The organism is Brevundimonas sp. (assembly GCF_029946145.1).
GTDB lineage: Bacteria > Pseudomonadota > Alphaproteobacteria > Caulobacterales > Caulobacteraceae > Brevundimonas.
Window position 1 is genome coordinate 358,655 of sequence record NZ_JAQSDY010000027.1, and the last position, 21,864, is coordinate 380,518.

Annotated in this window: 18 protein-coding genes; 6 read left to right on the top strand and 12 right to left on the bottom strand. The window is 70.4% G+C overall.

The window, feature by feature from the left end:
• Nucleotides 1–61: 61 nt before the first annotated feature.
• Nucleotides 62–1,462, top strand: a complete 1,401-nt coding sequence (locus PSV23_RS13855; RefSeq protein ID WP_300469991.1) for a methylmalonyl-CoA mutase family protein — start codon at nt 62–64, stop codon at nt 1,460–1,462.
• On the top strand, nt 1,459–3,600 hold the full coding sequence (scpA, locus tag PSV23_RS13860; RefSeq protein WP_300469993.1) for a methylmalonyl-CoA mutase: 2,142 nt from the start codon (nt 1,459–1,461) through the stop codon (nt 3,598–3,600). Before PSV23_RS13855 ends, scpA begins: the two co-directional genes overlap by 4 nt.
• Here scpA and PSV23_RS13865 read toward each other — a convergent pair.
• The 6 genes from PSV23_RS13865 to PSV23_RS13890 all read right to left on the bottom strand — a co-directional run bounded on the left by PSV23_RS13865 (nt 3,597) and on the right by PSV23_RS13890 (nt 10,402).
• Nucleotides 3,597–4,025, bottom strand: coding sequence for a DUF6491 family protein (locus PSV23_RS13865; protein WP_300469996.1), 429 nt, complete (start codon nt 4,023–4,025; stop codon nt 3,597–3,599). The genes scpA and PSV23_RS13865 overlap by 4 nt on opposite strands.
• A 32-nt stretch (nt 4,026–4,057) precedes the next feature.
• Complete coding sequence (gene mnmC, locus PSV23_RS13870; protein ID WP_300469999.1) at nt 4,058–5,872, bottom strand: FAD-dependent 5-carboxymethylaminomethyl-2-thiouridine(34) oxidoreductase MnmC; 1,815 nt, start codon at nt 5,870–5,872, stop codon at nt 4,058–4,060.
• 98 nt (nt 5,873–5,970) lie between these two features.
• The gene (locus PSV23_RS13875; protein WP_300470001.1) at nt 5,971–6,333 is read right to left on the bottom strand and encodes a hypothetical protein; all 363 of its coding nucleotides are present in this window, start codon (nt 6,331–6,333) and stop codon (nt 5,971–5,973) included.
• 188 nt (nt 6,334–6,521) lie between these two features.
• Nucleotides 6,522–6,785: a hypothetical protein gene (locus PSV23_RS13880; protein ID WP_300470003.1), complete on the bottom strand. Its 264-nt coding sequence runs from the start codon at nt 6,783–6,785 to the stop codon at nt 6,522–6,524.
• A 326-nt stretch (nt 6,786–7,111) separates the two neighbouring features.
• Nucleotides 7,112–7,954: an HAD family hydrolase gene (locus PSV23_RS13885; protein ID WP_300470005.1), complete on the bottom strand. Its 843-nt coding sequence runs from the start codon at nt 7,952–7,954 to the stop codon at nt 7,112–7,114.
• 123 nt (nt 7,955–8,077) lie between these two features.
• A complete protein-coding gene (locus tag PSV23_RS13890; RefSeq protein WP_300470007.1) occupies nt 8,078–10,402 on the bottom strand; it encodes an ATP-binding protein in 2,325 nt (774 codons plus the stop codon).
• A gap of 140 nt (nt 10,403–10,542) precedes the next feature.
• On the opposite strand from PSV23_RS13890, the gene PSV23_RS13895 reads away from it, so the two are divergent.
• From PSV23_RS13895 to PSV23_RS13910, 4 genes are all read left to right on the top strand, one after another.
• The gene (locus PSV23_RS13895) at nt 10,543–10,947 is read left to right on the top strand and encodes a metallopeptidase family protein (RefSeq protein WP_300470010.1); all 405 of its coding nucleotides are present in this window, start codon (nt 10,543–10,545) and stop codon (nt 10,945–10,947) included.
• 188 nt (nt 10,948–11,135) lie between these two features.
• Nucleotides 11,136–12,317, top strand: a complete 1,182-nt coding sequence (gene rlmN / locus PSV23_RS13900; protein WP_300470013.1) for a 23S rRNA (adenine(2503)-C(2))-methyltransferase RlmN — start codon at nt 11,136–11,138, stop codon at nt 12,315–12,317.
• 109 nt (nt 12,318–12,426) lie between these two features.
• Nucleotides 12,427–12,870 (top strand): DUF350 domain-containing protein, encoded by a 444-nt coding sequence (locus PSV23_RS13905; RefSeq protein ID WP_300470015.1) that lies wholly within the window; start codon nt 12,427–12,429, stop codon nt 12,868–12,870.
• A gap of 4 nt (nt 12,871–12,874) precedes the next feature.
• Nucleotides 12,875–13,705 (top strand): serine protease, encoded by an 831-nt coding sequence (locus PSV23_RS13910; protein WP_300470017.1) that lies wholly within the window; start codon nt 12,875–12,877, stop codon nt 13,703–13,705.
• A 178-nt stretch (nt 13,706–13,883) separates the two neighbouring features.
• Here PSV23_RS13910 and PSV23_RS13915 read toward each other — a convergent pair whose 3' ends face one another.
• The 6 genes from PSV23_RS13915 to PSV23_RS13940 all read right to left on the bottom strand — a co-directional run bounded on the left by PSV23_RS13915 (nt 13,884) and on the right by PSV23_RS13940 (nt 21,788).
• On the bottom strand, nt 13,884–16,724 hold the full coding sequence (locus tag PSV23_RS13915; RefSeq protein WP_300470019.1) for a pitrilysin family protein: 2,841 nt from the start codon (nt 16,722–16,724) through the stop codon (nt 13,884–13,886).
• Between the two features lie 242 nt (nt 16,725–16,966).
• Nucleotides 16,967–17,854, bottom strand: coding sequence for a hydrogen peroxide-inducible genes activator (locus PSV23_RS13920; protein ID WP_300470463.1), 888 nt, complete (start codon nt 17,852–17,854; stop codon nt 16,967–16,969).
• A gap of 98 nt (nt 17,855–17,952) precedes the next feature.
• A complete protein-coding gene (gene katG, locus PSV23_RS13925; protein WP_300470021.1) occupies nt 17,953–20,196 on the bottom strand; it encodes a catalase/peroxidase HPI in 2,244 nt (747 codons plus the stop codon).
• A 110-nt stretch (nt 20,197–20,306) separates the two neighbouring features.
• Nucleotides 20,307–20,690, bottom strand: coding sequence for a VOC family protein (locus PSV23_RS13930; protein ID WP_300470023.1), 384 nt, complete (start codon nt 20,688–20,690; stop codon nt 20,307–20,309).
• 81 nt (nt 20,691–20,771) lie between these two features.
• A complete protein-coding gene (locus PSV23_RS13935; protein ID WP_300470025.1) occupies nt 20,772–20,942 on the bottom strand; it encodes a hypothetical protein in 171 nt (56 codons plus the stop codon).
• Nucleotides 20,943–20,987: 45 nt separating this feature from the next.
• A complete protein-coding gene (locus tag PSV23_RS13940) occupies nt 20,988–21,788 on the bottom strand; it encodes an EcsC family protein (protein ID WP_300470027.1) in 801 nt (266 codons plus the stop codon).
• Between the last annotated feature and the right edge of the window lie 76 nt (nt 21,789–21,864).

Here is a 21,864-nt window from a genome sequence, read left to right on the forward strand (position 1 = left end):
CAGGCGCCGCGCAGGGGAGCCGGGTCTGGACCGCCGCGCGCCCGCGATGCATTGGAGGCGGATGTCCGATCTGTTTCCTGTCCCCTCTCCCGCAGACTGGCGCGTGCTGGCCGAAAAGGCGCTGAAGGACCGGCCGCTGGAAAGTCTGGTGCATCTGGACGCCGACGGCCTGGCCGTGCGGCCCCTGTATGCGGGCGCCACCGGCGTGAAAGCGATCTCGGCGCCCCGGCCCTCGGACGCCGACGGACGGGCGTGGGACGTGCGCACCCTGATCGAGGGGGACGACGCGGACGCGGTCAACGCCGCCGCCCTGGCCGATCTGGAAGGCGGCGCGGCCTCCATCCTGCTCAAGGGCGCCGTGCTGGCCGACTCCGAACCCCTGTCGCGGGCGCTCGACGGGGTGGCGCTGGAGCTGGCGGCGGTCGGACTGGATGCGGGTCTGGACGGGCCTGAGGCGGCCAACGCCCTGGCCGTGGCGGCCAAGGGCTCGCCGCGCGCGAAACTGATGTTCCACATGGACCCCTTGTCCGCCTTCGCCGAAACCGGCGCCGCGCCGCGCGCGATCGACGAGCATCTGACGCTGGCCGCCAATACGGCGGCGCGCCATGCGGGCGCCTATCCCGACGCCTGCTTCTTCCTCGCCGGCGGCCGGGTCGTGCATGAGGCCGGCGGCTCGATCGCCCAGGAACTCGGCTTCGCCGCCGCCAACGCCGTGGCCCTGATCCGGGCCGCCGTCGCCGCCGGCATGACAGCCGAACAGGCGCTGAAAGGAACCGTACTGGGCGTATCGCTCGACCAGGAATATTTCGACGGCCTCGCCAAGGTCCGCGCATTGCGTCTGATCTGGCGGTCGGTCGCCATGGCGTTCGGCGCCGGGACCCCCGCCGTCATCGAAGCCCGCTCGTCACGGCGCATGCTGTCGGCGCGCGATCCCTGGCCCAACCTGCTGCGGCTGACGGCGGCGGGCTTCGCCGGCGCGGTCGGCGGGGCCGATGCCGTCGTGCTGGACGGCCTGTCACGCGCCAACGGCCGCTCGGACGCCTTCGCCCGGCGTCAGGCGCGCAATACGCAGGCGGTGCTGATGGAGGAGGCCCATCTCGGACGGGTCGATGATCCGGCCGCCGGCTCGTGGTTCCTCGACGCCCGCACCCGCGATCTGGCCGAGGCCGGCTGGGCCGAGTTCCAGCGCATCGAGGGCGAGGGCGGCCTGATCGTCGCCCTGCGCACCGGCGACGTGCAGGATCGCGTCGCCGCCGCCCGCGCCGAACGCGAGGCGGCCCTCGCCGACGGCCACGCCCAGATGGTCGGGGTGACCAAATTCGTCGATCCTGACCCGCGCCCCGCGCCGTTCGAGGCGGAGGCGAAGACGCCCCGCCAGACCGGCGGCGACGCCTGCGATCCCCTGATCCCCATCCGCTTCGCCGCACCGTTCGAGACCCAGACCTGGGAGGCCGCCCGATGAACGCCCCCGACTTCACCAAGGTCGCCCTCGACCTCGGCTCGACCGGCGCCGGCCCCGCCCGCGACGTCTGGAACACCCCCGAAGGCCTGACCGTCCGGACCGCCTACGGCCCCGACGCCGTCGAGGGCCTCGACTTCATCCACGGCCTGCCGGGCGTCGCCCCCTATGTCCGCGGCCCCTATCCGACCATGTATGCGTCCAATCCCTGGACCATCCGCCAGTACGCCGGCTTCTCGACCGCCGAGGCGTCCAACGCCTTCTATCGCCGCAACCTCGCCGCCGGTCAGAAGGGGCTGTCCATCGCCTTCGACCTGGCTACCCACCGCGGCTATGACTCGGACCATCCGCGGGTGAAGGGTGACGTCGGCATGGCCGGCGTGGCCATCGACAGCATCTACGACATGCGGACCCTGTTCGACGGCATCCCGCTGGACCGGATGTCGGTGTCCATGACCATGAACGGCGCCGTCCTGCCGATCCTGGCCCTTTATGTCGTCGCCGCCGAGGAACAGGGCGTGCCCCACGCGGCCCTGACCGGGACCATCCAGAACGACATCCTCAAGGAGTTCATGGTCCGCAACACCTACATCTATCCACCCGGGCCCTCGATGCGGATCGTCTCGGACATCTTCGCCTGGACCGCGGCCGAGACGCCGAAATTCAACTCCATCTCGATCAGCGGCTATCACATGCAGGAGGCCGGGGCCTCGGCCGATCTGGAGCTGGCCTACACCCTCGCCGACGGCGTCGAATATCTGAAGGCGGGCGTCGCGGCGGGCATGGACGTGGACCGGTTCGCGCCGCGCCTGAGCTTCTTCTGGGCCATCGGCATGAACTATTTCATGGAGGTGGCCAAGCTGCGCGCCGGCCGCCTGCTGTGGGCCGAGGCGGTGTCGAAATTCGGCGCGAAAGACCCGCGCTCCCTGTCCCTGCGGGCCCACTGCCAGACCTCGGGCTGGTCGCTGGCGGCCCAGGACGTGTTCAACAATGTGCCCCGCACCATGGTCGAGGCCATGGCCGCGGCCGGCGGCCAGACCCAGAGCCTGCACACCAATGCGCTGGACGAGGCCCTCGCCCTGCCGACGGACTTCTCGGCCCGGATCGCCCGCAACACCCAGCTGCTGCTGCAGATGGAGACCGGCCTGACCCGCGTCATCGACCCGTGGGGCGGCAGCTTCTACGTCGAACGCCTGACCCATGAACTGGCGAACAAGGCCCGCGTCCTGATGGCCGAAGTGGAGGCCCTGGGCGGCATGGCCAAGGCCATCGAGGCCGGCGTGCCCAAGATGCGGATCGAGGAGGCCTCGGCCCGCACCCAGGCCCGGATCGACACGGGCCAGCAGACGGTCGTGGGCGTGAACCGCTACCTGTCCGACGCCGTCGACGACATCCCCATGCTGAAGGTCGACAACGCCGCCGTGCTGACGGCCCAGATCGACAAGCTGAAACGGCTCCGCGCCGAACGCGACGAGGCGAAGACCCAGGCCGCCCTGACCGCCCTGACCGAGGGCGCGCGCGGAACCGCCAACCTGCTGGAGCTGTCGGTTCAGGCCGCCCGCGCCTGTGCCACCGTCGGCGAGATTTCCGACGCGCTTGAAGCCGCCTTCGGCCGCCACGTCGCCACCGTGAAGACCGTGTCCGGCGTCTATGCCAAGGAGGCCGGCGCCGATCCGAAAATATCCCGCGCCCGCGACATGGTCGCCGCCTTCGTCGAGAACGACGGCGGCCCGCCGCGCATCCTGATTGCCAAACTGGGCCAGGACGGCCACGATCGGGGCCAGAAGGTCATCGCCACCGCCTATGGCGACCTGGGGCTGGAGGCCACGGCCGGCTCCCTGTTCCAGACGCCGTCGGAGGCGGCTAAGGAGGCGGTCGAGCGCAACGTCCACGCCGTCGGCGCTTCATCCCTGGCCGCCGGTCACCTGACGCTCGTGCCCGAACTGAAGGCCGAGCTGGAGAAGCTGGGTCGGCCCGACATCATGATCGTGGTCGGCGGCGTGATCCCGCCGTCGGACGTCCAGACCCTGATCGACATGGGCGCGGCCGCCGTCTATCCGCCCGGCTCGGTCATCGCCGACACGGCCATCGACCTGATCGAGAAGCTGAACCGGCGGCTCGGCTACGCCCAGAAGCCCTAGGGCCGCTGGCGCGGCTGCAGGGCGGCGACTTCCGCCTCCGTCAGCTGGCGGCTGATGCGGACGCGGCAGACGGTCGAGGGCGAGGTCGAGCCGGGCACGACCACCCGCGCCCAGTCGTCGGTGCACAGCCGTGAGCCGGCCATGCCGCCGTCGGGGATCAGCGCCACCTGCTGGGCGAAGTCCAGATCAGGGCAGCCGCCCACCGCGTTCAGCTCATAGACCGCGTCACGACCGACGCGCAGGAAGACCTGGTCCGGACGGCCCCTGGTGTAGTTATTGACCTGGCTGACGCTGAAACACTGGCGCGCCCGTGGCGGATCGCCGCCGTCGGCCGTGGCAGGACCCGAAGCCGTGGTCCCGGTCGGCGCGCAGGCCGTGAGTGCAAGGGCGGAAACGACGGCGCTGGCGGTGAAGGCGGCACGCATGGCGATGCTCCGGTATGCGGTTATCCTGTCCGTCAACCGTCCGCCGCGCTGACCGGTTGCGCAAGCCCCGTGCTCTTCAACAACCGTGCGGGATCGACCCGCGCCGCCAGATCGCCCGGCAGGGGCGACGGAGCGCCGAGGGCGAGGGCCGCGACATGCTCGGCCAGCAGGGGCGCGGCGCAGAAGCCGCGCGAACCCAGACCGCCCAGCACGAACAGGCCGGCCCGCCCGGGAACCGCCCCCGCCAGCGGCAGCCGGTCGGGCGTCGTGGCGCGAACGGCGGCGCGCGCCTGCCCCGACCCCGCCGCCTCGACCCGCGCGGCGAGCCCGGGCAGGCGCGCGGCCAGCGCCGCCCGATTGCGAACGCTGTCAGCGGCCCGAACCTCGGTCGAGACATCGCCGCGGTCGTGGGTTGCCCCGAACAGGAAACCGTCGCCGGTCGGAACCGCATAGCCGCCCCAGGCGACCGGCGGCATGGTTGCGCCCTCCACCCAGTCCGCCTGTCCGCGCACCGGCGCCAGCGGACCTTCAGGCCAGAGACGGGCCGCGCCCCAGCCGGCGGCGATCACGACGATGTCAGCCTCGACGATCGTTCCGCCCCGGCCGTCGGCCAGTCGCCAGCCTTCGCCATGGGGTTCGAGACGGGCCACGTCGGCGACGACGGCATCGGCCTCTCCCAGCCACCGCTCCAGCACCGGCGCGGGCCGCAGCGCCATCGCCCCGGCCATGAACAGGCCCCCGCCCACGGGCTCGCCAAGACGGCCGGACGCGGCCCCGGCGTCGACCACCGCCATGGCGCCCTCCGGCCAGACCGGCTGGGCCGCGATCTTGCCGAACCGCCCGGCGTCGCGGGGCTGCTGTTCCAGCTGCAGCACGCCCTGGGCGACGATCGCATCAGGAACGGCCTCGTAGAGCGCCCGGGCCCGCTCCAGCGCCTGTGCGAACAGCGCTCCGATACCCGGGTCGCCGGCGTCCAGCCGGGGGGTGACGAGGCCGGCCGGAAATCCCGACGCCGCGGCTCCGGGCCGATCCGCTTCGACCACCGTGGGCCGAACCCCCAGGGCGGCGAACGCCCGCGCCAGCGACGCGCCCGCGATCCCCGCGCCGACGATGGTCACGGATGGCCTCCGCGGCTCACCGTCAGCCGCTTCCGGCAGCCATGCCTCCAGCCGCTCGCGCTTGCGGCCATGGCCGGGTCGTTTGGCGACCGCGAAGCCGCGCTCGGCCAGCCCGCGCCGCACCGAACCCGCCACGGTGAAGGTGGCTGCGCGAGCGCCCGGCGCCGACCGGGCGGCGATCCGGTCCATCACCGCATCCGACCACATGGCCGGATTGGTCGAGGGCGCGAACCCGTCCAGAAACCAGGCGTCCGCTCGTCCCGTCCATTGCTCCAGCGCCCGCTCGACATCGCCGACCGCCAGATCCAGCACGGCGTTGAATCCGGGCAGGTCCAGCCGGTGAAAGCCCGGTGTCGGCGCCGGCCACGCCGCCAGCAGGGCCTCCGACGCCCCGGCCAGTTCCGGCCAGGCCGACAGCGCCCGCGCCGCCTCCTCGCGCCGCAGCGGAAAGCCCTCGACCGAGAACACATGCAGCCGCCCGTCCGGCGGACCCTCGCGGCGCCACAGGTCCAGCAGGGCGGCGATGTTCAGCCCCGTGCCGAAACCCAGTTCCGCCACCGTGAACCGGCCGCGCCCGGCCCAGGCTTCCGGCAAGCCGCAGCCGGTCAGAAACACCGCGCGCGTTTCGGCCAGGCCGTCTTCACGCGAAAAATAGACGTCGTCGAACCGGCCCGAACGCGGCGCGCCGTCTTCGGTCCAGATCAGGCGGGGCGAACGGTCTTCGGCCATGACCACGGCCTATACGCGTCCCGGCTCCGGGCAAGAAAAAAGGGCCGTCCCGATCCGAAAGCCCGGACGGAGGCGGCCCTTGATCCCCTACGCCGGCCCTATTGGGCGGGCTGGCTGTTCTGCGGCGGGTTCAGGCGGCGCTCGGTCTCGGTGACCGTGGTCCCGGCGGCGGCCGGAGCCTGGGCGTTTGGAGCCATGGCGCCGCCATTGACCGTCGCGCTGCCCGACGAAGACATCGTCTGGCCGCCCGTGCTCGCGCTCGAACCGGACGCCGAACCCCCGGCGTTTGCGGCCGATGCGCCCCCGGCGGCCGAACCTTCAGCGGTCGCGGCCGTGTCGACGGCGGCGCCCGAAGCTTCGGCGGCTTCGGTCGAGGCGTCGGTCGTGTCTTCGGCGGGCTTGTTGCAGGCGGACAGGGTGAAGGCCGCGGCGGCGGCGATGATCAGGGCGGCGGTGCGCATGACAGAATCCTTGTGGCTGCCGGCGGTGGGTCCCGACCATCAGGATGCCGACCGCCAAGCTTGTTGCACAGGTGAAATCCCGTCGGGCGACCGATGTTCCCGCTACGGTTCCGGCGCAAGAAAAAAGGGCCGCCCTTGAGGGCGACCCTTTCGTTCAACGAGGCCCGAAGGCCGTGTCGATGTCGCTCTTAGTGAGCGGCTTTTTCTTCAGCAGCCGGGGCAGCCGGGGCCATGGCGGCGTCGGCGGCCGGAGCAGCGGCGGTTTCGGCGGTGGCGGCGGCGGCGGTCGCGTCGGCGGCGGCAGCGTCGGCGGTCGCGGCAGCGTCCGTGGCGGTGTCGGCGGCGGCAGCGGCGTCGGCCGAAGCGTCGGCGGCTTTGTCTTCAGCGGCGGGTTGGCAAGCAGCCAGGGCCAGAGCGGCGGCCGAAGCGGCGATCAGAGCGGTGATGCGCATGGTTTTCTTCCTTCAGAAGGTCACACGAGGTCATGAATCCTCGCAATGCCGGAGATAACGGGATCGTGAGCAGGAGCGCAAGCTAAATTCTCACGCATTCGTGAACCCGTGTAACGCAACCCTGTGCCGGAGGACGTTCGCGCCGCCCCGATCGCTGTTCGCGCGGCCTGTTGTGGCGGAAGGCTGGTGGCGGCGAGGTTGTGGACGATTCGGTCGGGAGGGCTGTCCTGGCGGGGTCGTTTCGTCCGATGGCGAGGGGCCGGCGCAAGCCGTTCCCGGGTTCGTGACAGCCGGTGATCCGGCGTGACCCGTTCGTGCTTCCGGGCTCAGCCGTCGGCCGGCATCCGGCCCGCATTGACGGCGATCCGCCCGATCAGACCCTTGACGATCAGGTCGACGGGCGATCCCTCGCGATAATCGGCGGCGGCGACGAAATTGACCCGGTCCTCGGAGATCAGCCGGTGGATCTTGGTGGTGTCGCGCGGCGTGGTCTCGGGATCATAGACCGCGATCGAGAAGCCGCCCTTGGTGTGCATCATCTTCATGGTCGGCACGTCGGTGTCACCGTCGCCGAGGAAGATCATCCGCTCGAACGGAATCGGCCGCTCGTCGTCGGGGATGAAGCGGTTGATGCGCTCGTCGTCCCAGTGGTTGAACACGCCCTTGTTGATGCGGAACAGGTACTGGGTCTTGGTCGTGTAGTTGACGCCCACCGCCGGCCAGATGGCCACGTCATTGTCGTCATAGACGTATTTCGAGGCGTAGACGTGCTTGAAAGCCCTGGCGATGGGGCAGCCCTCGATCATCTCCGTCAGTCCGGCCGAGATGATGTAGTGCTCGATCTCCAGCCCGAACTGGTCGCCGAAGGCGTCCATCCGCTCGAACCAGCTCATGTCCCGCAGCCCCTCGAACAGGGCCACGTCCTGGCCGTGGTCGCGCAGCGCCTGTTTCGTCACCGGCTGGCCCGCCCGCTGGGCCGCCGCCAGCATCATCTGCATATACATCAGGATGCCGTCGCCATCGGCCTTCTGGGTCTCGGGATAGACGCTGTCCCAGAACTGTTTCGGCGTCATCCCGATGGACGGAATGAAGCTGACCTCCTGCATGTTGCCGCGCGCCAGGGTGCCGTCGAAATCGTAGATCAGGGCGGTCTTGAGACGTTTGGCCATGGTGGGTCCGGCGACGGTGGCGAAGGAGTGATTAGTGGCTAGTGACTAGTGATTGGGGTGTCAAAGCGGCCCGGATCGTCGCCGATCACTAACCACTAGTCACTAATCACTAACCACCCGATCCTACCCCAGCCGCAACTCCGGCGCTGCCGCCACCACCGCCGCCTCCAGCGGCAGGTGCAGGATGAAGGCCGCGCCCTTGCCCGGCTCGCTCTCGACCTCGGCCCAGCCGCCGTGCAGCTCGACCAGCGCCTTGACCAGCGCCAGTCCGACGCCCGGTCCGCCGCGTTCGCGCCGCACGAACCGGTCGAAGACGTGCGCCTGCAGGTGATAGGGAATGCCCCGGCCGCTGTCCTCGACCCGGATGCGGATCTCGGACGTGGTGGCTTCGGCCGTCAGCGTCACGGCCCCGCCCTCGGACACCGAGCGGGCGGCGTTGTCCAGCAGGTGCTCCAGCGCCTGACCCACCCTCTGGGCGTCGGCGCGGATCGGCCGCAGGCCCGTCGGACAGGCCACCGTCAGGGTGGCGCCGCGTCCCTCGATCCGGGGGCGCGACTTCTCCGCCGCGTCGTCCAGCAGATCGCTGACCCGCACATCGCCCAGCGTCAGCTCCATCTCGCCGGCGTCGATCTGGGCCATGTCCAGCACGTCGTCGATCGAGCCGGCCAGCTGGTTGGCGGCGACGCGAATGGCCCCCGCGTGCTGGCGGCTGCGCTCGGGCAGGTCAGCCTGCATCTCCAGCAGTTCGGAATAGCCGACGATGGTCGTCAGCGGCGTGCGCAGCTCATAGGACACGCTGCCGACGAACTCCCGCTTCAGCGCCGTCGACTCCTCCAGCGCCTGGGCCTTGGCGGCCAGGGCCTGCTCCAGCCCGCGCTGCGCCGTCACGTCCGAGAAGGCCACCAGGGTGGCGCCGTCCGGGAGCGGCCGCGTCAGCCACGAGGCGATGCGGCCGTCGGTCGTGCGTCCCTCGCCGGCGATCGGCACCCGGCTTTCGGGATCGGGATCGGCCACCCGCGCCTTCAGACCCAGCCACAGGGCCGGATCGGGCATGGTCGACTGGCACAGGGCGGCGACGGCGTCGAAGTCTCCGGCGGCGTCGATCGCATCGCCGCTCAGGCCCCAGAAGCCGTCGAAGGCCTCGTTGTGCAGGCGGATGCGTCCGTCGGACCCGAACACGGCGACGGCGTCGCTCAGCTTGTCCAGCGTCGCCGTCTGCACCTGGATCTGGGCATTGAACCGGCTGCGCAGCTTCAGCTCGTCGGTGATGTCCGAGAACAGCAGCAGCACCCCGCCCAGCGGGTGCGGCTGGCGCACGACGCGCAGGGTGCGGCCGTCCGGCAGGGACCAGCTGTCGTCCGGCGCGGCCTCTGACGCGCCGTAGAAGTCCAGCTCATTGGCCTTCCAGCCGGCGTAGTCGATGACCTCGGGCAGCAGCCGACGCTGGCGCAGCTTGTCCAGCAGTTCGGCATGGGTCGGCCGTTCGTCCAGCCAGGCGGGGTCGATGTTGAACAGGGTCTGGAAGGCGGTGTTGTGGAAGGCCAGCCGCTTGGACGGACCGAAGATCGCCACCGCGTCGGCCAGATGGTTCAGCGTCTCGTCATGGGCCTCGACGTGGCGGCGCAGGGTGTCGCGCGTCTCCTCCGCCTCGGTCATGTCCAGGGCGAAGGCCAGCACGGCCCCGGCCCCGCCCTGCACCGGCTCGGCCACGATCCGCCACGCCCGCCGCCGTCCGCCGCCCGTGGTCCAGCGGAAGCCGTCCTGATGCTGACGGGTGCGGCCCGCCTCGGCGACGATGGCGTCGGCCCCGCGGTCGAAGCTCAGCCCCTTTTCGCGCGCGGCCTCGACGCTGTCGGCCTTCATTTCGGTCAGCCAGGCCTTGTTGGCCCAGGCCAGCCGGCCGGCCGCATCGGTGATCCAGGTCGGCGCCGGATAGGAGTCGGCCAGCAGGCCCAGCCCGCTCTCGGTCGCGGTGCCGACCAGTCCCAGACGTGAGACCTTCAGCCAGGCCGCGCCCGCCGAGGAACGCCCCTCGACCGCCCAGGCCCCGCTCGCGCCTTCCAGCACCGCATCAAAGGCCTCGCCCTGATCGATCAGGGCGTCCAGCCGCGGCCCCGCCGCCTCGCGCACGGCGTCCAGCACGACCAGTGACGGATCGCCCGGCTCCTCTCCATCGGCCGCAAGATCGTGGACCACCGCCTCCCACGCGCCGGGGGCCCCCAGCCGCCGCGTCCGCCCGTCAGGGGCCAGCGCCAGCCGCACATCCTCAAAGGCGCCCAGCGCCCCGTCGCAATCGGCCAGATCGGCGCGGGCGCGGACCAGGTCGGACTCGGCCAGACGGTGGCGGACCGCCAGACGGCGGCGCAGCCGGGCCGCCCAGGCGCTGAGCGCCAGGGCCAGCCCCGCGGCGCCCGCGGTCGCGACATAGGCGATGTCGGCCTCGGCCATTCCCGTCCCTGCTTCGGAGCCCCACGCCCCCGGGCCTCAAGCCGCGCAATGCGCGTCAGGCCCGACCAGAATTTGATTCGGTAACCATAACCCGCGTCGCCGGATTTGCGAGCGGGCGTCGAACGCCCGATATGGGCCGGATGACCGACTGGACCGATCAGACCGCCCCATCGCTCGACGATTTCGCCCGGCTGGCGCGTCAGGCCTTCGACGCCTTGCCCGACCCGTTCCGCTCGCTGGCCGGCGAGGTGATCATCCGCGTCGACGACTTCGCCGACGAGGAGACCCTGACCCTGATGGAGATCGAGGACCCGTTCGAACTGACCGGCCTCTACCACGGCGTCGACATCGGCCTTCGCGACGGCATGGGTCCGGCGGCCGAGGCGTCGCGCATCTTCCTGTACCGCCGTCCCATCCTCGACGAATGGTGCGAGCACGGCGACGTCGGCCTGTCCGAAATCATCGCCCACGTCCTGATCCACGAGATCGGCCACCATTTCGGCCTCGACGACGACCGGATCCACCACATCGAGGATACGGACTAGAATTCTCCCTCCCCTTCATGGGGAGGGATGTCGGCGCGAAGCGGCGACAGGGTGGGGTACGTCAGGCATTCCCCACCCGGTCGCTACGCGACCACCCTCCCCATGAAGGGGAGGGAGAACGCTCCCCGCCTTAAATCCTTCCCGATCTGTGGTATAAGCCCCGCCTCCCTCTCCTGCAGGACTGACCCTTGAGCCTCACGCTCGATCTTTCGCGCACGTCCGCCGCCAGCAAACCGGCGGCTCCCGTCAACCTCTCGGGGCTGACGCGCACGGGCCTGCGTCAGGCCCTGATCGACGCCGACATCTGCCCGCCCGAGAAGGCGAAGATGCGCGCCAGTCAGGTCTGGGGCTGGATCCACCACTACGGCGTCACCGACTTCGCGGCGATGAGCAACATCGCGAAGGATACCCAGGCGAAACTGGCCGCCGCCTTCACCCTGGCCCGCCCCGAGATCGTCGAGCGCCAGGTGTCGAACGACGGCACCCGCAAATGGCTGATCCGCACGGCCCCGGGCATCGAGATCGAGACCGTCTACATTCCCGACGTCGGCCGCGCCGGCGCCCTGTGCGTGTCGTCCCAGGTCGGCTGCACCCTGAACTGCACCTTCTGCCATACCGGCACCCAGAAGCTGGTCCGCAATCTGACCGCCGCCGAGATCGTGGCCCAGGTCCAGGTCGCCCGCGACGACCTGGGCGAATGGCCGTCGCCCAAGGAAGACCGCCGCCTGTCCAACATCGTCTTCATGGGCATGGGCGAGCCGCTGTATAATCTCGACCACGTCGCCGACGCGATCGACATCATCTCGGACAACGAGGGCATCGCCCTGTCGCGCCGCCGGATCACCGTCTCGACCTCGGGCGTCGTGCCGCAACTCGACGCCTTGGGAACCCGCACCCAGGCCATGCTGGCGATCAGCCTGCACGCCACCAACGACGCCCTGCGCGACGTCCTGGTGCCGCTGAACAAGAAGTACAATCTCGAACAGCTGATGGCCGGCATTCGCGCCTATCCGGGCCTCTCCAACGCCCGCCGGGTGACGTTCGAATACGTCATGCTCAAGGGCGTCAACGACAGCCCCGACGAGGCCCGCGCCCTGTTGAAGCTGATCGAGGGCATTCCGGCCAAGGTGAACCTGATCCCGTTCAACCCATGGCCGGGCACGGACTATGAATGCTCGGACTGGAAGACCATCGAGCGGTTCGCGGCCATCCTCAACAAGGCCGGCTACGCCTCGCCCATCCGCACACCGCGCGGCCGCGACATCCTCGCCGCCTGCGGCCAGCTGAAGTCCGAGAGCGAGAAGGTCCGCGCCTCGACCCTGCGCAAGGCCGATCAGGCCACGCTCGCCGGAGCGGTCGAGGCCGCCTAACCTCCGGTTACATCACGACAAGATTCGTGATGGAGTGTGGCGCCGTCGCGCTTGCGGATTGGGGCGAAAACCGGGCAATCGTCAGGGATCGTCTGACCATCGGATCACCATGGACTCCTCGTCCCTTTCTCCCCTGCTCGAAAGCGCCGAGGTCCAGGCCTTCGCGACCGGCTTCCCCACCACCATGGCGCACCTCGGCGTGACCCTGGCCCTGATGGTCGGCGGCGCGATCCTCTATGCGATGCTGACTCCGTGGAAGGAGATCACCCTGATCCGTCAGGGCAATGCCGCCGCGGCCGTAGCCTTCTCCGGCGTGCTGGTCGGCCTGGCCATACCGCTGGCGGTCAGCCTCAGCGTCTCGACCTCGATCAAGGACATCGCCCTGTGGGGCGTCGCCACCGTGGTGATCCAGCTGCTGTCCTTCCGGCTGGTCGACATGATCCTGACCGGCCTGCCCCAGCGCATCCGCGAGGGCGAGATCGCCGCCGCCGTCCTGCTGGTCGGTGCCAAGCTGTCGACCGCCCTGATCCTCGCCGCCGCCCTGACGGGCTGACGCCATGGCCTTCCCCCGCCCCCCCGACTGGCTGATCTATTCAGCGGTTCTGGGCGGCCTGCTGATCCTGTCCCTGAATCGCCGCGAAAACGCCGACGCTCCACCGGCGCCGCCCGCCCCGGACGAGATCGAGGGCGCCTTGCTGGGCCCCGTGACTCCGTTCGACCCCGCCGTTACGGTCAACGCTCCGGACATCCCGTTCCAGCCCGCTTCCGGCACGGCCTTCTCGATCTCGCGCGAGGGCCGCTGGGTCACAGCGCGCCATGTCGTCGAGGGCTGCCGCCGCCCCGCCATCCTGGTCGGCGGCGGACGCGCCGTGGCGGCCGATGTGCGACTGGCGCCGCGCGCGGACATCGCCGTCCTGATCACCCAGGGCGGCGCCGACGCCCTGCCCGTGGCCAGCGTGCAGGGCCTGCGCACGGGCCAGCGCGCCTTCCATCCCGGCTATCCCCAGGCCCGCGCCGGCGAGGTCACCTCCCGCCTGCTCGGTCGCGAGACGCTGAAGGTGCGCGGCCGCGGCCAGCGCGACGAGCCGATCCTGGCCTGGGCCGAGGTCGGTCGCACCGACGGCCTGGGTGGCACGCTGGCGGGTCTCTCGGGCGCGCCCGTGCTGGACCGTCAGGGCCGCGCCATCGGCGTCACCATCGCCGAAAGTCCGCGCCGGGGCCGGATCTACACCACCTCGCCCGACACCTTCGGCCCCGCCGTCCGCGGCGTGCAGAAGGCCGACGAACCGCTGACGGGCCGCACCGTCACCATCGACAACTACGGCCTCGTCGCCGACGACCTGCGCCGCGAACTGCGGGTCGCCCAGGTGGTGTGTCTGTCGGCCTGATCGTCTCCTCCCCACGCAGTGGGGAGGTGGATCGACGGCGAAGCCGGCGAGACGGAGGGGGCGACTCGCTGAAAGGGGATTAGCGGTCCACCAGCGCAGCCGGCGTCGCCCCCTCCGTCACGGCGCGAAGGCGCGCCGCGACACCTCCCCATCTGCGATGGGGAGGAGACCTGCCGCCCTACCGCAGCGCCGCGCTGTCGAGGTTCAGGCTCGACAGCGGGATGACCTCGACGTTCGGATGTCTGGCGCGCAAGGCGTCGAGGAATTTCGACGCGTCTCCGACGATGACCACGCTGGACCGGTCGATCGGCACATTGCGGGCGAAGGCGGCCTGGACGTCGGGGGCGTCGACGCCTTCGACATTGTTCACATAGGCGGCCAGATCGCTCATCGGCAGGTCGTACAGCGCCAGGCCGGCGACCAGTCCGCCCAGCCCGTCCACCGTCTCCAGCGCGTCGCTGAAGGCGCCGGTCAGGATGGCGCGGCGGGTGGTGATCTCCTGCTCCGTCGGCGCCGTGGCGCCCAGACGGGCGACCTCGGCCAGGATCAGGTCCACGACCTCGGGCGCGGCGTCGTTACGCGTCTGGGCCGAGGCGACGAAGGCCCCCGCGTCCCGCCGGATGCCCAGCGACGATCGCGTGCCATAGCTGAGGCCTCGCTTGATGCGGATCTCCTGATTGAGGCGCGAGGTGAAGCTGCCGCCCAGCAGGGTGTTGCCGAGCGTCAACGGGAAATAGTCCGGCGTGGCGCGCGGCACGCTGCGCATGGCCACGGCCACCGCCGCCTGTCCGGCGCCCGGCTGGTCGATGACGATGACGCGCGGGGCCACCGTCTGGCCCGCCGGAGACGCGGTCGCCGCGGCGGCCGTTCCCGCCGGAGCCCAGTCGCCGAACGCCGACTGCGCCAGGGCCCGGGCCTGTTCCGGCGTGATGTCGCCCGAGAACACCAGGGTGGCGGCCTCCGGACGATAGCGGGCGGCGTGGAAGGCGACGATGTCGTCGCGCGTGATCGCGGGCAGGGAGGTCACCGTGCCGACCCCCGGCGCGCCATAGGGCGCATTGCCGTAGACGACCCGACCGACGGCCTGGCTCAGCACCTGGCCCGGCGTGCTCAGCGCCACCTTCAGTCCGTCCAGGGTCTGGGTCCGCTGACGGTCCAGCTCCTCCCCGGCGAAGGCGGGGTTGCGCACCAGATCGGCCATCAGGGCCACTGTCTGCGGAAAGACGTTGGCCGGGGCGTTGGCGAAGACATTGGTGAAGTCCGGACCCGCGCCCGCCCCGACACCGGCGCCCAGCTGTTCGATCTCGGTGGCGATCTGCGGGGCCGAACGCGTGGCCGTGCCCTGGGTCAGCAGATTGGCGGTCAGGCTGGCGGCGCCGGCCTTGCCCGCGGCCTCGTCGGCCGAACCGGCGTCGAAGCTGAGCCGCGCCGAGACCAGCGGCAGGCCGCTCTTCGGAGCCACCAGCACGCGCAGGCCGTTGTCGAGCCGGAAGTCGGCGATGGCCGGGGTCGCCGGCGACACCGCCGCGCCCGGCTCGGGCATGGCGGCGCGTTTGGCCTCGGGCAGCAGGGTGAAGATCTCGCCGACGGGCGCCAGGTCGGCGACCCGCACCGGCGCGTCGACGGCGGTGTTCTGCTCCGTCGTCGGATTCGCTTCGTCGGCGGCGAGATAGCGGATCGTCGCCGCGCGCTGCGGCGTCAGATAACGCCGGGCCACGCGCTGCACGTCGGCCGCGGTCACGGCCTGGATGTCGGCGATCTCGCGGTCGGCGACCGAGGCGTCGCCGTTGGTCCCGATCAGGGCCGAGCCCAGCACATTGGCGCGATCGTCGATGGTCTCGCGGCTGCGCAGGGCGTCCGCGACCAGCTCGTTCTTGGCCTCCGCCAGTTCGGCGTCGGTCACCGGTTCATCGCGGAACCGGGCGATCTCGGCGCCGAGGGCGGCGACCCCTTCATCGGCCGTATGGCCGTCGGCCATGATGGCGTAGGCGGTCAGGTGGCCGGCCTGCTGTTTCATATCCGGCGAAGAGCCGATCTGGGCGGCGATCTCCTGCTCATAGACCAGCGACCGGTACAGGCGCGAGCTCTCGCCGGTCGACAGGATGCCGTCCAGCACGGTCAGGGCCGCGCGGTCCGGGTCGGCGTATTTCACCGTCGGCCAGGCCAGCATCACCGCCGGCAGCGGCACGTTGGGCGCGTGGAAGGTCAGGTCGCGCGGGCCGGTGGGCTCGGGCTCGACCACATTGTTGGCCGGCAGCGGACGCTCGGGATTGGCGATGGGCGCGAAATACCGGTCGATCCAGGCGTCCAGCCGGGCCTGGTCGAAATTACCCGCCACGATCAGATAGGCGTTGTCGGGCCGGTAGTAGGTGGCGTGGAAGCGCCGCACGTCCTCCAGCGTCGCGGCGTCCAGATCCTCGATCGAGCCGATGGTCGTGCGGCGATAGGGGCTTTCCTGATAGACGGTGGCCGGCTCGAACACGCCGAACAGACGACCGTACGGGTTGGCCAGAATACCTTGCCGGTACTCCTCCTGCACCACCGCCCGCTCGGATCTGAACACGTCGTCGCCGACGACCAGCGAGCTCATCCGGTCGGCCTCGGCGAACAGCAGGCGCTGCAGGTGATTGGCCGGAATGGTCTCGTGATAGGCCGTCACATCGTCCGAGGTGAAGGCGTTGTTGTTGCCCCCCACATCCTCGGTCAGACGGTCGAAGGTCTCGTCAGGGAAATTCTTCGTCGCCTTGAACATCAGGTGTTCGAACAGGTGGGCGAAGCCCGAACGCCCGGCCGGATCGTCCTTGGACCCGACCTTGTACCAGACCTGCACCGTCACATTGGCCGTCGATGCGTCGCGCGCGGTGTAGACCTTCAGCCCGTTGGGCAGGGTGCGCTCGACGAAGCCCAGCGGCGGCACCGCGACGGCGGCGGGCGCGGTCTGCGCCATGACGGGCGCGGCGACCGGCAGGCCGAGCAGCAGGGCCGAAACGGCGGCGGTCAGGATCAGGCGGGACTTCATGGACGCGGGCTCCGAACGCCCGACGCGCGCGGGCCGCCGGACCCTATCAGGGCCCAAACCCGGCGCACCTTACGGAGTCGTAATGATCACAGACCCTTACCGTGCATCCCGGCGAAAGCCGGGATCCAGTTCTGTCCAGCTTGACGCCGGTGTTTCGGGATTGGCCGGGACGGGCCGTCTGACCCGCTGGATCGCCCAAAGCACCAGGTCCCGGCTTTCGCCGGGATGAGCGGCCGGGGTAGTCAGTCCAGTGTCAGCGCCTCGGCCAGCAGCCTGGCCTCCTCCGCGCGGCTGGAGCCGGTGCGCCAGGCCACCACGATCTCGCGGCGCGGAGCCTTGGCCGCAATGGGTCGCACCACGACGCCGGGCATGTCGGCCAGGCCCGCCCGCACCGCCATCTCGGGCAGGAAGCTGACTCCCAGCCCCGCCGACACCATCTGCACCAGCGTGTGCAGGGACGTCGCGGCGAAGACGTCATCGCCCTTGGGCGGATCGATATCGAAGGCCGCCAGCGCCTGATCGCGCAGGCAGTGGCCGTCCTCCAGCAGGATCAGGTCCTCGGCCTTCAGCGACCCCGCCGGGATAGGACCGGTCCCCGCCAGGGCGTGGCCGACCGGCGCGGCGGCCAGGATTTCGTCGTCGCCGATGCGGGCGTGGTCCACACCGCTGGCGTTGTAGGGCAGGGCGATCACCGCTGCGTCCAGCTGCCCCGCCTTCAACCCCGCGATCAGACGCGGTGTCAGGTCCTCGCGGATGAACAGCCGCAGGGCGGGGTAAGCCAGTTTGATGCCCGGCAGTTTGGTCGGCAGCAGGAAGGGCGCGACCGTGGGGATGACGCCCAGCCGGAACCGGCCCGACAGAGGCTTGCCCGCGTTCTTCGCCGCCTCGACCAGGTCCTCGGTGCGGGCCAGCACGTCCTCGGCCCGACGCACCGCCTCGGCCCCGACGGCCGTCAGCTGGACGTTGCCCCGCGTACGCTCGACCACCGGCGCGCCGAGGATCTTCTCCAGCTCCTGCACCCCGGCTGACAGGGCCGGCTGGCTGACATGGGCGGCTTCCGCCGCCCGGCTGAACGAGGCGTGTTCGGCCAGAAGCTTGAGATACTGGAGCTGTCGCAGGGTGGGGAGCATGCGATCGACATAGGCGGTCGCTATGCCGAAAGCCATGCTCATTCACATATCCTATGTGCGCGCCTTCGCGGCCCGAAGGCCGCGAAGGAATGCCGCGTCTAGACCGCCGCCGTGCCGAACTCCTCGTTCAGGGTCACGTCGAACCGGTCGGCGTTCATCACCCTGGTCCAGGCGGCCACGAAGTCGCGGACGAATTTCCCGCCCGCGTCGGCCGAGGCATAGACTTCCGACAGCGCCCGCAGCTGCGAGTTGGAGCCGAACACCAGATCGGTGCGCGTCGCCGTCCACCGCTGCTCCCCGCTGAGGCGGTCCGAGCCGACGAACGTCTCGTCGCCGCTGTCGTCGACCTGTTTCCAGGCCGTCTTCATATCCAGCAGGTTGACGAAGAAGTCGTTGGTCAGCTGGCCCGGACGGTCGGTGAGGACGCCGTGCTTCGACCCGCCGTGGTTGGCCCCCAGCACCCGCAGGCCGCCGACCAGCACCGTCATCTCCGGCGCGGTCAGACCCAGCAGCTGGGCCCGGTCGACCAGCAACTCCTCGGTCGGCACGTTGAACCGGACCTGCAGATAGTTGCGGAAGCCATCCGCCTTCGGCTCCAGCACCGCGAAGCCCTCGACGTCGGTCTGTTCCTGGCTGGCGTCGGTCCGGCCCGGCGTGAACGGGACCTCGATCGGGTGGCCGCCGGCCTTCGCCGCCTGCTCGATCCCCACCGAACCGCCCAGAACGATCAGATCCGCGATGGAGACGTTCAGGCCCGAGCCGGCCTTGATGTCCTCATAGGCCTTCAGCACCCGGGCCAGCTTCGCCGGTTCGTTGACGTCCCAGCTGCGCTGCGGCTCCAGCCGCAGGCGGCCGCCGTTGGCGCCGCCGCGATGGTCCGAGCCGCGATAGGTCACGGCCGAGGCCCAGGCAGTCGTCACCAGTTCGGACACCGACAGGCCCGAGGCCGCGATCCGGTCCTTCAGGGTCCGGATGTCGGCGGCGCCGATCACCGGTCCCTGTCGCGCCGGAATCGGGTCCTGCCAGATCAGGTCCTCGGCCGGGACCTCGGGCCCGAGGTAGCGGGCCTTCGGCCCCATGTCGCGGTGGCACAGCTTGAACCAGGCGCGGGCGAAGGCGTCGCCGAAACAGGCCGGGTCGGCGCGGAACCGCTCCATCACCTGGCGGTATTCCGGGTCGAATTTCATCGCCATGTCGGCGGTGGTCATCATCGTCGGCACCCGCTTGCCGGGGGTGTGCGCGGCCGGCGCCAGGGTGTCGTCCGGATCGCCCACCGGGTGCCACTGCTTCGCGCCGGCCGGGCTGCGGGTCAGCTCGTACTCGTGGTCCAGCAGCATGTTGAAATAGTCCATGTCCCAGGTGGTCGGCGTGGGCGTCCAGGCCCCCTCGATGCCCGAGGTGATGGTGTGGTCGCCGATCCCGCTCCCATGACCGGAGATCCAGCCCAGGCCTTGCTGGGCGATGTCCGCCCCCTCCGGACTGATCCCGACCAGCTTGGCGTCCCCCGCGCCGTGGGCCTTGCCGAAGGTGTGGCCGCCCGCGGTCAGGGCCACCGTCTCCTCGTCGTTCATGCCCATGCGGGCGAAGGTCTCGCGGATGTCGCGCGCCGACTGCAGGGCGTCCGGGACGCCGCCGGGGCCTTCGGGGTTCACATAGATCAGCCCCATCTGGATCGCCGCCAGCGGGCTCTCCAGCGCCATCTCCCGGTCGGGCTGGATGCGGGTCTCATTGCCCTCCTCGCCGACCCACTTCTCCTCGGTGCCCCAGTAGACGTCCTTCTCGGGCTCCCACACATCGGCGCGGCCGCCGCCGAAGCCGAATGTCGGCCCGCCCATCGACTCGATGGCGACATTGCCGGCCAGGATCATCAGGTCGGCCCAGGACAGATTGGCCCCGTATTTCTGCTTGATCGGCCACAGCAGCCGCCGCGCCTTGTCGAGGTTGCCGTTGTCCGGCCAGCTGTTCAGCGGCGCGAACCGCTGCTGCCCGGAGCCGGCGCCGCCCCGCCCGTCGCCGGTGCGATAGGTGCCGGCCGAGTGCCAGGCCATGCGAATGAAGAAGGGGCCATAGTGGCCATAGTCCGCCGGCCACCACGGCTGGCTGTCGGTCATCAGGGCGGTCAGATCGCGCTTCACCGCCGCATAGTCCAGCGACTTGAAAGCCCTGGCGTAGTTGAAGCCGTCGCCCATCGGGTCGCCAGTCCGGCCGTGCTGGTGCAGGATATCGACGGCGATCTGGTTCGGCCACCAGTCGCGGTTGGTCCGTCCCAGCAGGGAGCGCAGCGCCGCCGGCTCCTTCTTCGGATCGTTCAGGGGTGTGGGGCCGCCGGCGTGTCCGTCCATGATGTCCTCCTGCGTTCTGGGCGCGATTGGACCCACCCTAGACCTGTCGTGTCTTCAGGGAAAATCGATAAACCCTGTCGTCAGAAACAGAAAAACTTATGGAGACGCGATCAGGCGACCGCGCCGCCCTCCATCATGAAGGCGTTCAGCTTGTTGCCGTCCGGATCGCGGAAATAGGCGGCGTAGAACGTGTCCCCGCGCGGTCCCGGCGGCCCTTCGCAGGTCCCGCCATGGGCCAGGGCGACCTCGTGCAGCCGATGGATCTGCTCGCGCGACGCCGCCTCCAGCGCCACCATCACGCCGTTGCCGACCGTCGCCGCCTCGCCGTTGAACGGCTTGGTCAGCCCGATGCCCGGCGAACCGCCCGGCGCGCCCCAGGCGATCGCCCCCGGCCACTCCATCATCCGTCCCGTCCCCAGCTCTGCGGCGATGGCGTCATAGAAAACCGCCGCCCGCTCGAGATCATTGGTGCCCAGCGTCACGTAACCGATCATGTCCCAGCCCTCCCGTTGGCCGGCGATATAGACACGAACAAAACAGGAACTCAAGCCGGCGCGAGGACATGTCCCTTCGCCCTACAGCTTGAACGCCGCCATCATCAGTGCGTGGCGCTCGGCCATTTTCGCCATGGCCTCCCAGCTGGCGGCGTCGGCGGTGTGATGCGCCTGCTCGGTCCGGCTCGTCGCGCAGTCAGCTCTCGCGGTCGCCGCCGCTGATCTCGCTCTGTGGTCCGCAACGTTCCGCATGACGGGCCGGTCATACGCCAAGTGGTGGCGGATAGCGCGCTCTATCTACGGCTGAGCTTGGCCCGTCTCCGCCAGCCACCGCATCCGGCACGCCATCATCGCCGTCTCGCCCAGCCGGTCGACCAGCCGCCAGTTGACCACCGCCCCGATCGGGGCGCCGACCACCGGGATCAGCTGGGCCAGTTTGGCCAGGTCGATATAGTCGCGGTATTCGATCTGGAACCGCCGCCAGTCGTATTCCGTGATCGCCTCCGGCTGATCCACGCCGGCGATCCACCGCTCCAGCTCGGCCAGCGCCTCGGGACGCCGCTTCGCGCTGGCGAAGGCCAGGTGGAAGATGTGCAGCACGAACAGCCGTTCCCGCACCGTGTCGCCGCCCCAGCCGTATGCGCCGACCACGTCGCCCAGCATCCGCACCTTGATCGCCATCAGGGCCGGAAAATCCGCCGCCGCCAGCACGAAGCCGCCGGCCCCGGCGACCCCGCCCTCGACACTGGCCGTGGTCCGGTAGGTCCGGATCCTCGCCCGCGCCCGCAACTCGCGCGCCGCCAGCGAGCCGTCCGCCGCGGGCCGCGCCGCGACCAGATCCGAGCCGAACAGTATCCCCTTCGTCATCGCCTCCACGCCCGCGGTGATGATCGCATGCACCCGCTCCGGGATGATGCGGTTGATCCGCTCCTGCGTCCCGCGCGTCGCCCTGTCCCACAGCCCCGGCCGCTTCAGCATCCTGGCGCGCCACGTCGCGACCTCGGCGCGCACCGTCGTCTCATCGACGACCGTGATCAGGTCCGACGGCAGGGCCTCGGGGGCGACGAACTCGGGACGGGTTTCGGGCAGGCGGGCCATGGGCGCTCCGGTGACGCGGCGTCACGGTTGCAGGGGAAAGCGCGGGGGTCTAGACCGCCGCCACGGTTTCCCTCCT